This window comes from Aeromicrobium sp. CnD17-E (assembly GCF_024124745.1).
In the GTDB taxonomy this organism is placed as follows: Bacteria; Actinomycetota; Actinomycetes; order Propionibacteriales; family Nocardioidaceae; genus Aeromicrobium.
This window is the reverse complement of the sequence record NZ_JAMXRU010000038.1, coordinates 15,617-27,452: the sequence shown is the minus strand read 5'-3', so window position 1 is coordinate 27,452 and position 11,836 is coordinate 15,617. Positions and strand designations below refer to the sequence as shown.

The 11,836-nt window shown below is 72.5% G+C and carries 16 protein-coding genes; 15 read left to right on the top strand and 1 reads right to left on the bottom strand.

What is annotated here, in order from left to right; translation table 11 throughout:
- From ribD to NH339_RS09275, 8 genes are all read left to right on the top strand, one after another.
- Positions 1 to 820: bifunctional diaminohydroxyphosphoribosylaminopyrimidine deaminase/5-amino-6-(5-phosphoribosylamino)uracil reductase RibD (ribD, locus tag NH339_RS09310; RefSeq protein ID WP_253024690.1), on the top strand; the 820-nt coding region annotated here is incomplete at its 5' end.
- Positions 820 to 1,455, top strand: coding sequence for a riboflavin synthase (locus NH339_RS09305; protein ID WP_253024678.1), 636 nt, complete (start codon positions 820 to 822; stop codon positions 1,453 to 1,455). The genes ribD and NH339_RS09305, both read left to right, overlap by 1 nt.
- A complete protein-coding gene (locus tag NH339_RS09300; RefSeq protein ID WP_253024676.1) occupies positions 1,452 to 2,732 on the top strand; it encodes a bifunctional 3,4-dihydroxy-2-butanone-4-phosphate synthase/GTP cyclohydrolase II in 1,281 nt (426 codons plus the stop codon). The genes NH339_RS09305 and NH339_RS09300 overlap by 4 nt, the downstream gene beginning before the upstream one ends.
- On the top strand, positions 2,729 to 3,208 hold the full coding sequence (ribH, locus tag NH339_RS09295; protein ID WP_253024674.1) for a 6,7-dimethyl-8-ribityllumazine synthase: 480 nt from the start codon (positions 2,729 to 2,731) through the stop codon (positions 3,206 to 3,208). The genes NH339_RS09300 and ribH overlap by 4 nt, the downstream gene beginning before the upstream one ends.
- Positions 3,209 to 3,215: 7 nt before the next feature.
- Positions 3,216 to 3,479, top strand: a complete 264-nt coding sequence (locus NH339_RS09290) for a phosphoribosyl-ATP diphosphatase (RefSeq protein ID WP_067857173.1) — start codon at positions 3,216 to 3,218, stop codon at positions 3,477 to 3,479.
- A gap of 91 nt (positions 3,480 to 3,570) precedes the next feature.
- The gene (hisG, locus tag NH339_RS09285; RefSeq protein WP_253024672.1) at positions 3,571 to 4,416 is read left to right on the top strand and encodes an ATP phosphoribosyltransferase; all 846 of its coding nucleotides are present in this window, start codon (positions 3,571 to 3,573) and stop codon (positions 4,414 to 4,416) included.
- Positions 4,413 to 4,829: a PH domain-containing protein gene (locus NH339_RS09280; protein ID WP_253024670.1), complete on the top strand. Its 417-nt coding sequence runs from the start codon at positions 4,413 to 4,415 to the stop codon at positions 4,827 to 4,829. The genes hisG and NH339_RS09280 overlap by 4 nt, the downstream gene beginning before the upstream one ends.
- Complete coding sequence (locus NH339_RS09275) at positions 4,826 to 5,311, top strand: SseB family protein (RefSeq protein ID WP_253024668.1); 486 nt, start codon at positions 4,826 to 4,828, stop codon at positions 5,309 to 5,311. The genes NH339_RS09280 and NH339_RS09275 overlap by 4 nt, the downstream gene beginning before the upstream one ends.
- 28 nt (positions 5,312 to 5,339) lie before the next feature.
- Here NH339_RS09275 and NH339_RS09270 read toward each other — a convergent pair whose 3' ends face one another.
- Complete coding sequence (locus NH339_RS09270; protein WP_253024666.1) at positions 5,340 to 6,359, bottom strand: GNAT family N-acetyltransferase; 1,020 nt, start codon at positions 6,357 to 6,359, stop codon at positions 5,340 to 5,342.
- A 134-nt stretch (positions 6,360 to 6,493) separates the two neighbouring features.
- Between NH339_RS09270 and infC the strand changes: the two genes are divergently transcribed.
- The 7 genes from infC to pheS all read left to right on the top strand — a co-directional run bounded on the left by infC (position 6,494) and on the right by pheS (position 11,770).
- Positions 6,494 to 7,363 carry a translation initiation factor IF-3 gene (infC, locus tag NH339_RS09265; RefSeq protein ID WP_308207054.1) on the top strand — a complete coding sequence of 290 codons (870 nt, stop codon included), beginning with the start codon at positions 6,494 to 6,496 and terminating at the stop codon, positions 7,361 to 7,363.
- 1 nt (position 7,364) lies between these two features.
- Positions 7,365 to 7,559 carry a 50S ribosomal protein L35 gene (rpmI, locus tag NH339_RS09260; RefSeq protein ID WP_253024664.1) on the top strand — a complete coding sequence of 65 codons (195 nt, stop codon included), beginning with the start codon at positions 7,365 to 7,367 and terminating at the stop codon, positions 7,557 to 7,559.
- A gap of 27 nt (positions 7,560 to 7,586) precedes the next feature.
- Complete coding sequence (gene rplT / locus NH339_RS09255) at positions 7,587 to 7,979, top strand: 50S ribosomal protein L20 (protein WP_253024662.1); 393 nt, start codon at positions 7,587 to 7,589, stop codon at positions 7,977 to 7,979.
- A 20-nt stretch (positions 7,980 to 7,999) separates the two neighbouring features.
- The gene (locus NH339_RS09250; RefSeq protein ID WP_253024660.1) at positions 8,000 to 8,824 is read left to right on the top strand and encodes an RNA methyltransferase; all 825 of its coding nucleotides are present in this window, start codon (positions 8,000 to 8,002) and stop codon (positions 8,822 to 8,824) included.
- A complete protein-coding gene (locus NH339_RS09245; RefSeq protein ID WP_253024658.1) occupies positions 8,821 to 9,549 on the top strand; it encodes a 3-keto-5-aminohexanoate cleavage protein in 729 nt (242 codons plus the stop codon). The genes NH339_RS09250 and NH339_RS09245 overlap by 4 nt, the downstream gene beginning before the upstream one ends.
- Positions 9,550 to 9,573: 24 nt before the next feature.
- Positions 9,574 to 10,602, top strand: a complete 1,029-nt coding sequence (locus NH339_RS09240; RefSeq protein WP_253024656.1) for an ATP-binding protein — start codon at positions 9,574 to 9,576, stop codon at positions 10,600 to 10,602.
- 64 nt (positions 10,603 to 10,666) lie between these two features.
- On the top strand, positions 10,667 to 11,770 hold the full coding sequence (gene pheS / locus NH339_RS09235) for a phenylalanine--tRNA ligase subunit alpha (protein WP_253024655.1): 1,104 nt from the start codon (positions 10,667 to 10,669) through the stop codon (positions 11,768 to 11,770).
- Positions 11,771 to 11,836 lie beyond the last annotated feature (66 nt).

Below are 11,836 nucleotides of genomic sequence, written 5' to 3'. Positions count from 1 at the left end.
CACCCTGGAGCCCTGCGCCCACACCGGTCGCACCGGCCCCTGCGTCGACGCGCTGCTCGCGGCAGGGGTCGCTCGCGTGGTGCACGGCCAGTCCGACCCGAACCCGGAGGCCGCGGGCGGCGCCGAGCGGCTGCGCGCGGCCGGTGTCGACGTCGAGGGCGGGGTCCTGGAGGAGGAGGCCGCCGCGCTCAACGTCGAGTGGACCTTCGCCGTCACGCACGGACGTCCGTTCGTGACCTGGAAGTACGCGGCCACGATGGACGGTCTCAGCGCGGCACCGGACGGCTCGAGCAAGTGGATCACGTCGGCCGAGGCCCGTCGTGACGTCCAGCGCTTCCGGGCGGAGGCCGACGCGATCATGGCCGGCACCGGCGCGGTGCTGGCCGACGACCCACGCCTGACGGTGCGCGACGCCGACGACCTGCCCCTGCCGTACGCGCAGCAGCCGCTGCGCGTGGTGGTGGGGGAGTCGCGCATCCCCTTCTACTACCGCGTCTTCGACCGGGTCGCGCCGACGCTGCTGGTGCAGACCCGCGAGCCGCAGGAGGTGCTCGCGAAGATGGTCGAGAACGGCGTGCACCACGTGTGGCTGGAGGGCGGCCCCCGGCTGGCCGGCGGCTTCTGGAACGCCGGGCTGGTCGACCGCGTCATCGGCTACATCGCCCCGGCGATGCTGGGCTCGGGACGGGCCGCGCTGGAGGGCGAGGCCGCGACGCTCGCCGACCTGCGGCCGATCGACCTCGACGACGTCGCGCGGATCGGACCCGACATCCGCATCATCGGCACGCCCGGGCGTGCCCCGCGGGAGGAGATGCCCTGATGTTCACCGGACTCGTGGAGGAGAAGGGCGTCGTGACCGCGGTCGAGACGCTCGACGACGCGGTACGGCTCTCCGTGCGCGGACCGCTCGTCACGAGCGACGCGACCCATGGAGCGTCGATCTCGGTCAACGGCTGCTGCCTGACCGTCACGGACCTGGCGGCGCAGGACGGCGACGTCTTCAGCGCCGACGTCATGGCCGAGTCGCTCGACAAGACGTCGCTCGGCGACCTCGCGCCCGGGGCCGAGGTCAACCTCGAGCGCGCGATGGCGGCGGGCGGTCGCATGGGCGGCCACGTCGTGCAGGGGCACGTCGACGGCACGGGCGCGCTGATCGACCGCACCCCGAGCGAGCACTGGGAGGTGCTGCGCTTCTCGCTGCCCGCCGACCTCGCGCGCTACCTCGTGCCCAAGGGCTCGATCACGGTCCAGGGCGTCTCGCTCACGGTCGTCGAGGTCACCGATCCCCAGGACCCCGCTCCCTGGTTCTCGGTGTCCCTCATCCCCACCACCCTCGCGGACACGACCCTCGGCACCCTCGCCCCCGGCGACCGGGTGAACCTCGAGGTCGACGTCCTCGCCAAGTACGTGGAGCGGCTGCTCGCCGCCCGCCTCCCGAAGGAGAACCCCGCATGAGCACCTACGCCGACGCCGACGGCGACACCGTCCGGCTCGACAGCATCGAGCGCGCGATCGCCGACATCCGCGACGGCAAGGCCGTCGTCGTGGTCGACGACCCGGGCCGCGAGAACGAGGGCGACATCATCTTCGCCGCGAGCAAGGCGACACCGGAGCTGATGGGCTTCCTCATCCGGCACTCCAGCGGCTACGTGTGCGCGCCGGCGCCGGGCGCGGTCCTGGACCGGCTCGGCATCCCGCTCATGACGCCGCACAACCGCGAGCTCATGCGCACGGCCTACACGATCTCCGTCGACGCGCGCGACGGCATCACGACCGGCATCTCGGCCGCCGACCGGGCACGGACCGTCCGGGTCCTGGCGGACTCGGCGACCGAGTCCTTCGAGCTCGTCATGCCGGGTCACGTGCTGCCGCTGCGCGCGAAGGACGGCGGCGTGCTGGCCCGTGCCGGGCACACGGAGGCTGCCGTCGACCTCACCCGCCTGGCGGGCCTCACGCCGGTCGGCGTCATCGGCGAGGTGGTGCACGACGACGGCGAGCTGATGCGCGCCCCCGCGCTGCGGGCGTTCGCCGACGAGCACGACCTCGCCCTCGTCTCGATCGAGGACCTGCAGGTGCACCTGCGCCTGCACGAGTCGCAGGTCGAGCGGCTCGCGGAGACCTCGCTGCCGACCGAGTTCGGCGCGTTCCGGGCGCTCGGATACCGCGACCGCATCGACGGTGCGGAGCACGTCGCGCTCGTGCACGGCGACGTCGACGCGGCCTCCGCCGACGGCCAGGGGGTGCTGGTGCGGCTGCACTCGGAGTGCCTGACCGGTGACGTCTTCGGCTCGCGACGCTGCGACTGCGGTCCGCAGCTGCAGGCGTCGATGGCCAAGATCAAGGCCGAGGGCGCCGGTGTCGTCGTCTACCTGCGCGGGCACGAGGGCCGGGGGATCGGCCTGCTGCACAAGCTGCAGGCGTACGCGCTGCAGGACGCCGGCAGCGACACGGTCGACGCCAACCTCGCACTCGGCTTCGGCGAGGACGAGCGCGACTACGCCGCGGGGGCGCAGATGCTGCGCGACCTCGGCCTGCGCTCGGTGCGGCTGCTGACCAACAACCCCGACAAGGCCACGCAGCTCGAGGCCTACGGCGTCAAGGTCGCCGAGCGGGTGCCGATCCAGATCGAGCCGACGCCCGAGAACATCCAGTACCTGCGCACGAAGGCCGAGCGCATGGGCCACGACCTGCCCGACCTCGGCCTCGGCGACACCACGGAGGACGAGTCATGAGCGGACACGGAGCACCCACCCTGAAGGTCGAGGCCGCGGGCGCGCGCGTCGCGATCGTCGCGTCGAGCTGGCACGACCAGGTCATGGACGGTCTGGTCGCGGGCGCCCAGCGCGCCCTCGCCGACGCCGGCGTCACCGACGTGACGCTGCTGCGTGCGGCCGGGTCCTTCGAGCTGCCCCTCGTGTCGCAGGGCTGCGCGGTAGCCGGCTTCGACGCCGTGGTCGCGCTGGGCGTCATCATCCGTGGCGGGACGCCGCACTTCGAGTACGTGTCGGCCGCGGCCACCGACGGCCTCGCGCGGGTCGCGCTCGACACCGGCGTGCCCGTGGGGTTCGGGCTGCTGACGTGCGACACCGAGGAGCAGGCGCTCGACCGTGCCGGTCTCGAGGGAAGCGCCGAGGACAAGGGGCGGGAGGCCGCCGAGGCCGCTCTGTCGACCTGGGCGACCCTCCGCGGTCTCGCGTCCCTAGACTGAGGTCACCATGAAGACCTTCGAGGACCTGTTCGCCGAGCTCGCCGCCAAGGCGCAGGCCCGGCCCGAGGGCTCGCGCACCGTGGCCGAGCTCGACGCCGGCGTGCACGCCATCGGCAAGAAGCTCGTCGAGGAGGCCGCCGAGTCGTGGATGGCCGCCGAGCACGAGGGCCGCGAGCGGACCGCCGAGGAGCTCAGCCAGCTGCTGTACCACGCGCAGGTGATGATGATCGCCGCCGGCATCACGCTCGACGACGTCTACGCGCATCTGTGACGACAGCGGAGCCTGACCTCCTGGGCCGCGCCGCTGTCGTCGACGGCAGCCGACTGCCGGGCCCGCACCCCATCGTCAGAAGGACCCCACCATGCTGAGAGTGGCCGTGCCCAACAAGGGCGCCCTGTCCGAGGCCGCCAGCCAGATCCTCGCCGAGGCCGGGTACCGGCAGCGGCGCAACGCGAAGGACCTCGTCCTCGTCGACGCCGAGAACGACGTCGAGTTCTTCTACCTCCGCCCGCGCGACATCGCCGTGTACGTGGGGGAGGGGACGCTCGACGTCGGCATCACCGGCCGCGACCTGCTGCTCGACTCCGCCGCCTCGGCGGCGGAGCAGGTCGGGCTCGGCTTCGGCCGGTCGACCTTCCGCTTCGCCGCCCCCACGGGCACGATGCGGACCATCGACGAGCTCGAGGGCAAGCGCATCGCCACGTCCTACCCCGTGATCGTCCAGGACTACCTGCGCGGACGCGGCGTGAGCGCCTCGGTCGTGCGCCTGGACGGAGCGGTCGAGTCGTCGATCCGGCTCGGCGTCGCCGACGCCATCGCCGACGTCGTCGAGACGGGCAGCACCCTGCGCCAGGCCGACCTCGCCGTGTTCGGCGACCCGATCCTGTCGTCGGAGGCCGTGCTGATCACCCGTGCCGGGGCCGAGCAGCCCGCCGGCTACGAGGTGTTCAAGCGTCGCCTCGACAGCGTCCTCGTCGCGCGCACGTACGTGATGATGGACTACGACATCCGCGTCGAGCACGTGGAGCGCGCCGTCGAGCTGACCCCGGGCATCGAGTCGCCGACGGTGTCACCACTTCATCGCGAGGGGTGGGTCGCCGTGCGCTCGATGGTGCCGCGCGACGCCGCCCAGAAGATCATGGACAGCCTGTACGGCCTCGGCGCCCGCGGCATCCTCGTCACGGACATCCTCGCGTGCCGGGTGTGAGGACGACCTACCGCCCGGGCGGCACCCGGTACGTCGCGTACGGGTCGTGCGTGGCGCTCGTGGCGATGAGCGTGGCCGTGACCCTGGCCCTGCCGCAGGACATCCGCGCGCAGGTGACGCTGTCGCAGGCGCTCACGCTGTACGGCTCGATCGCCGTGTTCCTCGTGATCCTGCACGGCATCGGACGCAGCCGGGTGACGGTGGGCGACGACGAGCTCGAGGTCGTCAACGGCTTCCGCACCCACCACGTGCCGTGGTCGCGGGTCCGAGGCTTCGCGTTCGGCGAGGGCGCACCGTGGCCGACGCTGGTGACCGTCGACGACGATCGGCTCATGCTGTTCGCGCTGCAGGGTTCCAGCGGTCACGGTCGGGTGCGGGACGCCGTCGACGACCTCGTGCGGCGCGTCCCGTGACGGGCCGTTCGCTCGCCGAGCCGGCGTTCCCCGACGACGACGGCCGGCTCGACCCTCGCCTCGGTGCGGTGCTCGGCGACACCACGGCGGTCCTCTCGCTGCTCGGCCAGGTGCGGGTCTTCGTCCCGATCGTGGCGACCCTCGGGGAGGCGAGCCGCGCCGCCGGGCCGGAGGCGCTCGTGTCGGGCGACAAGGACGCCGACATGGCGGCGGTGCTCATGACCGGTCGCGACGGACGCCAGGCGCTGCTCACCTTCACCAGCCTCGACGCGATGGCGCGCTGGAACCCGCAGGCTCGTCCGGTGCCCGTGTGGGGGCAGGCGGCCGCCGTGGCCGCCCTCTCCGAGGGCGCCGCAGCCATCCTGCTCGACCTCGGGTCGCCGCACTTCCAGGTGGTCGAGACCGACGACCTGCGCCACGTCGCGGCCGGCGACCGGCTCGTCGCCACCGACGCCGGCCACGCCTGGGTCACGGGGAGCTGACGGGCGGCCTGCCTCGGCGGGCCGGACCTCAGGCGGTCTCGGCCGCCCGCACCCCGGCGAGGGGGACGGTCACGTGCACGGCGGCGTCGTGACGCTCGACGCGGGCGACGAACCCAGCGGCCCCGACGGCCCGGAGCAGGGTGTCGTTGGAGCCCGCGGAGACGAACGTCAGTCGCTCGGCGCCGTCGGACTTCGCGTGCCGGGCGGCCTGCTTGACGAGCAGGGTGCCGAAGCCGCGACCCTGCCACGCGTCCTCGACGAGCAGCTGGAAGACGTGGTCGTCGGGACGGCCCTCCAGCACGCCCCTCTCGAGGACACCGTGGCCCACGAGGTCGAGGCCGACCTGCACGACCAGGGCGATCCCGTGCTCCGGCGTCACGAGGCGGCGCGCCATGCGGGTCGTCATCGGCATCCGCAGGGGGACCTGGTAGCGCGTGTAGAGGGTGTCGACGCTGCACCTCTCGTGCAGGGCCGACACGGCCTCGATGTCGGCGAGCCCGGCCACCCGCACCAGCGGGACCGGGTGACGCGGCGACGGCGCGATGAGCGGGACGTCGACGCCCGCGTCGCTGACGAGCGACAGCAGGGCTTGCGCCCGCGCGCGCTCGACCGCCGTGAAGGGCACCGCGCGGCTGACCCTGAGCGTCGTGCCGTTGCGCCGTCGCAGGTCGAGCACGTCGTGCCCGGCGTAGTCGGCGACGTCGGGCGGGGCGATGGCGAGCAGCTCACCCAGCACCTCCTCGACGTCGCGGCCTCCCTCCAGCACCTCGTGGACGGCGTCGAGGTAGCGCGTCGGCGCGTCGAGGTGCGCGTCGCCGTCGGCGCGCGTCACCGACACCTCGGAGCCACCCGCCTCGGTGAACAGCCCCGCGAGCGCCAGCTCGGTCCAGCCGTCGTCGCCCTCGACGACGAACTCGTCGGTCACCGTCGGCCGGGTCGAGAACACCTGCATCGCGACGATGTTCACGTCCGCGTCGCCGCAGGCCTGCGCCACCCGACCGAGCAGCCCCGGCCTGTCCGGGAACGTCGCCCGCACCCTCCACCTCATGTCCGCACCTCCTGGTGCCAGGATGGCGGTGCGCTGTTGCTCGTCCGGGTCCGCCGTGTTTCGCGGGGATGACGCCGGATGGTGGCGCGACTCAGCGCGCCGTTTTCGTTCCGCGGGGCTCGCCTGCTATCCTGGTGACGAAGTGGAGGCCCACCTCCCACCTGCTCGGTCCGCGGATCGAGGGGTACCTCGGCCGGTACGCCCGGTCGAGCGACGCCGTCCGGTACGCGCCGGCGGCGTGCATCGGTGGCCTCCGTCCTGAGGGACGGGGGCCATTGTCGTGGGCCTCCTGGACACAGACCACAGGAGGATCCATCAGCACAGAGCTGCGCGTCAACGACCGCATCCGCGTACCCGAGGTCCGTCTCGTCGGACCCGGAGGCGAGCAGGTCGGCATCGTGCGCATCGAGGACGCCCTGCGCCTCGCCGCCGAGTCCGACCTCGACCTCGTCGAGGTCGCCCCGACGGCCCGCCCCCCGGTGTGCCGCCTCATGGACTACGGCAAGTTCAAGTACGAGGCCGCCCAGAAGGCACGCGAGTCACGACGCAACCAGACGAACACCATCATCAAGGAGATGAAGCTCCGCCCCAAGATCGACCAGCACGACTACGACACCAAGAAGGGTCACGTCGTGCGGTTCCTGAAGGCGGGCGACAAGGTCAAGATCACGATCATGTTCCGCGGTCGTGAGCAGCACCGTCCCGAGCTCGGGTACCGGCTGCTCCAGAAGCTGGGCGAGGACGTGTCGGACCTGGGAGTCGTCGAGGCGCACCCGCGCCAGGACGGCCGCAACATGACGATGGTGCTCGCACCGCTGAAGAAGAAGTCCGAGGCCCAGGCCGAGGTCGCCGCCGAGAAGGCGAAGACCACGGCCGAGCGGACCGCGGAGCGCGAGGCCGAGGCAGCCGCCGAGAAGGCGCGCCGCGAGGCCCAGCAGAAGACCGCGACGCCCAAGAAGGCCCGGCGTCGCTCCGAGAACCTCGACCCAGACATGGAGGCATGAGATGCCGAAGTTCAAGCCCCACTCGGGCATGAAGAAGCGCGTCAAGATCACTGGCAAGGGCAAGCTCCGCCGCGAGCAGACCAACCGCCGTCACCTCTTGGAGTACAAGTCCAGCACGCGGACCCGTCGCCTCGCCGGCACGACCGACGTGTCGAAGGCGGACACCAAGAAGGTCAAGAAGCTGCTCGGTCTCTGACCGCACCCCACCCGAAGGAGAACCGACATGGCACGCGTCAAGCGTTCCGTCAACGCGCAGAAGAAGCGCCGCGAGACCCTCGAGCGGGCGTCCGGCTACCGTGGCCAGCGCTCGCGTCTGTACCGCAAGGCCAAGGAGCAGGTCACTCACTCCCTGGTCTACAACTACCGTGACCGCAAGGCCAAGAAGGGCGACTTCCGTCGTCTCTGGATCCAGCGCATCAACGCTGCGGTCCGCGCCGAGGGCATCACGTACAACCGCTTCATCCAGGGCCTCAAGGCCGCGGGTGTCGAGGTCGACCGCAAGATGCTGGCCGAGCTGGCCGTCAACGAGCCCGCCGCGTTCAGCGCGCTCGTCCAGGTCGCGAAGGACAACCTTCCGGCCGACGTGAACGCGCCCAAGGAAGACGCGACGGCCTGACCGCCTTCGCCTCCACGCCCGTGGCGAGCCCCGAGCCGACCCTGACCACCCGTACCGGGCGGGTCAGACGTGCTCGACGGCTCGCCACGCGGCGTTTCCGGGCCGAGACCGGCCAGTTCCTCGCCGAGGGGCCGCAGGCCGTGCGCGAGGCGCTCGCCCTGGCGGGCGTCACGCACGAGGTCTTCGCCACCGCTGCAGCGACCGATCGTCACGCCGCCCTGCACGACGCCGCCCTCGACGGCGAGGTGCCGTGGAGCGTCGTCGACGACGACGTCCTCGCCGAGATCGCCGACGCGACCACCCCGCAGGGCGTCGTCGCCGTCTGCGACACCGTCGTGCGTGGTCTCGACGCGCTGCCCTCCGCGCCCCGGCTCGTCGTGGTCTGCCACGACATGCGCGACCCCGGCAACGCCGGTGCGGTGCTGCGCTGCGCCGACGCCGCGGGCGCCGACGCCGTCGTGCTGTCGGCCGACAGCGTCGACCCCACGAACCCGAAGGCGGTCCGGGCCAGCGCCGGCAGCCTGTTCCACCTGCCGGTGGTCGTCGAGCGCGACCACGACCTGGTCCTCGCCGCGCTCCGTGAGCGCGGCCTGCAGGTGCTCGCGACCGACGGCGAGGCCGACCTCGACCTCTTCGACGCCGAGCGCGCGACGTCGCCCGTCGACCTCGCCGCACCGACCGCGTGGGTCATGGGCAACGAGGCACAGGGGCTGTCGCCGCAGGTGCGCGACGCGGCGGACCTCGCCGTGGCGGTGCCGATCCTCGGACAGGCGGAGAGCCTCAACCTCGCCACCGCGGCCGCGGTGTGTCTCTACGCCAGCGCCCGGGCACAGGGGGCACGATGAGCAGCGTGCAGCAGGTGATCCTCCAGGCGTGCCTCAACGGCTCGCGCGACGTCGACGAGCACCCCGCCGTCCCGGTGACGGCGTCCGCGTGCGCCGAGGACGCCCGCGCTGCGGTCGAGGCCGGGGCGCAGGACCTCCACGTGCACCCGCGCACCGACGACGGGCGCGACAGCCTGGCACCGGCCGACGTGGCGCGCTGGGTGGAGGCGGTCCGCGAGGCCGTCGACGTCCCGGTCGGCGTCACCACCGGGGCGTGGGCCTGGACCGGTGGCGGCACGCCCATCCGCGCGGTCGGCACCTGGACGACGCTGCCCGACCACGCGTCGGTGAACTGGCACGAGCGCGGCGCCACCGACCTCGCGACGGCCCTGCACGAGCGTGGGGTGGCCGTGAACGCCGGGCTGTGGACCGAGGACGCCGCGCAGGCGTGGCTCGACTCGTCGTGGCCCGAGCGGACCGCGCTCGTCCTGCTCGAGCTCGCCGACGCACCCGACCAGGAGGAGACGGCAGAACGTCTGCTCGAGCTCGTCCGCCCCACCGGTCTCCCCGTGCTGCTGCACGGCGAGGGCCGGTCGACGTGGCCCATGCTCGAGCTGGCGGTGGCCCACGGCGTGTCGACGCGCATCGGCCTCGAGGACGTCGTCGAGGGACCCGACGGAGGAGCCGTCGACGACAACGCCGAGCTCGTGCGGATCGCGGTGGGCCGGGGTGCTCGTCGCGTCTAGTCCTTTGGTACTAGATTCCTCGCCATGGACCTCGACGACTTCCCCGACGGCGTGGTCATCGCCGGGGCCGACGGCGTCGTCGAGTACGTCAACGAACGCATCGAGCGCATGGCGCGTGCGGCGCCCGGGGAGATGCTCGGCATGCACCTGTCCGACGCGATGCCCTTCGACGACCTGAACGGCAACAGCTGGTACGACTCGACCCGCCCGTACGAGGGTCTCAACATCCGCAACCGCCTGTCGGAGCAGTCCTGGTACTCGCCGCGGGGGAGCGAGTACCTCGTGACCGCCCGCCTGGTGCGGGACCGTCCCGGTGGCGCCGTCGTGCGCGTCGTCGCGAGCGTGCGCAACGCGAAGGTGCGCAACCAGCGCGACCGCGAGCGCTCCGACCTCGTCGCCACCGTGGCCCACGAGCTGCGCTCGCCGCTCACGGGCATCAAGGGGTTCACCTCGACCCTGCTGTCGAAGTGGGACCGCTTCTCCGAGGAGCAGCGCCAGTTCATGCTCGAGACCGTCGACTCCGACGCCGACCGGCTCAGCCGCCTGATCACCGAGCTGCTCGACGCGGCTCGCATCGACGCCGGACGACTGACCCTGCGGCGAGGGCCGGTCAAGCTCGACGAGGTCGCGCGCTCCGTCCTGCGCAGCGTCTCCGCCGGCGGCGACCCCTTCGCCCTCGAGTCGCGCGGCGAGCCCTACCTCGTCTGGGGCGACGCCGACCGCATGACGCAGGTGGTCACCAACCTCGTCGAGAACGCGCTGCGGCACGGGCACGGTCTGCGCCGTGTCGTCGTCGAGCACCTGCCCGACGCCGGGGGAGCCGTCCTGGAGATCCACGACCAGGGACCCGGCATCCCCGAGGAGATGCGCCAGCGGGTGTTCAGTCGCTTCTGGCGCGCCGGCCCCGGAGCCGGCAGCGGCCTCGGGATGTACATCGTCCGGGGGATCGTGGAGCAGCACGGCGGCCGGATCGACATCGACGACGCCGAGGAGGGTGGCGCGCTGCTGCGGATCTGGGTGCCCGTCAACGAGCCCGACGCGCTCACCGACTGAGCACCGCCGCCGCCGCGGGACCGACCGGTGCCGGGGCGTCCGCGCCGCTCACTAGACTGCACGGGTGTCCGCCCCGAACTCCGACTACGACCCCAAGCAGGTCGCCGCGCTGGGCGAGGACGAGGTCGCGCAGGCGCGCGACGCCGCCCTCGCCGCCATCGAGGCCACCGACTCGCTCGACGCGCTGAAGGCCGTGCGCATCGCCCACACCGGCGACCGCTCGCCGCTCGCGCTCGCCAACCGGGAGATCGGCGCGCTGCCCCCGCAGGCGCGCAAGGACGCCGGGAAGCGGATCGGTCAGGCCCGCGGCGCCGTCAACCAGGCGCTCGCCGCACGCGGCGCCGCGCTGGAGGCGCTCGAGGAGGAGCGTCGTCTCGTCGAGGAGACGGTCGACGTCACGCTGCCGACCGACCGCGAGCCCGTCGGTGCCCGGCACCCCATCACCACCATCCAGGAGCACGTGGCCGACCTCTTCGTGGCCATGGGCTGGGAGGTCGCCGAGGGCCCCGAGGTCGAGGCCGAGTGGCTCAACTTCGATGCGCTCAACCTGGGACCGAACCACCCGGCGCGCACGATGCAGGACACCTTCTGGGTCTCGCCGGAGCGGGCCGCGCTCGTGCTGCGCACGCACACGTCGCCGGTGCAGGCCCGCAGCATGCTGACCCGGACGCCGCCCATCTACGTCGTGTGCCCCGGCCGCGTGTACCGGACCGACGAGGCCGACGCCACGCACATGCCGGTGTTCCACCAGGTCGAGGGGCTCGCCATCGATCGTGGCCTCTCCATGGCGCACCTCAAGGGCACGCTCGACCACTTCGCCGCCGCCGTCTACGGGCCCGAGGTCACGACGCGCTTCCGTCCGTCGTACTTCCCGTTCACGGAGCCGAGCGCCGAGGTCGACCTGCTCTGCTACGTCTGCCACAACGAGCCCGGGGCCGTCGCCGACTGCGGCACGTGCCGCGGCGAGGGCTGGATCGAGTGGGGTGGCTGCGGCGTCGTCAACCCGCGCGTCCTCGTCGCCTGCGGCGTCGACCCCGAGGAGTACTCGGGCTTCGCCTTCGGCATGGGCCTGGACCGCACCATCACCAGCCGCTACGACATCGCGGACCTGCGCGACCTGTGGGACGGCGACATCCGCTTCACCGAGCCGTTCGGAGTGGGTCTGTGAACGAGTGTCAGCGAGGGAACCGTCAGATGACCAGCGCTCTGCCCCCGTACCGTCGTGCCCTGTCGA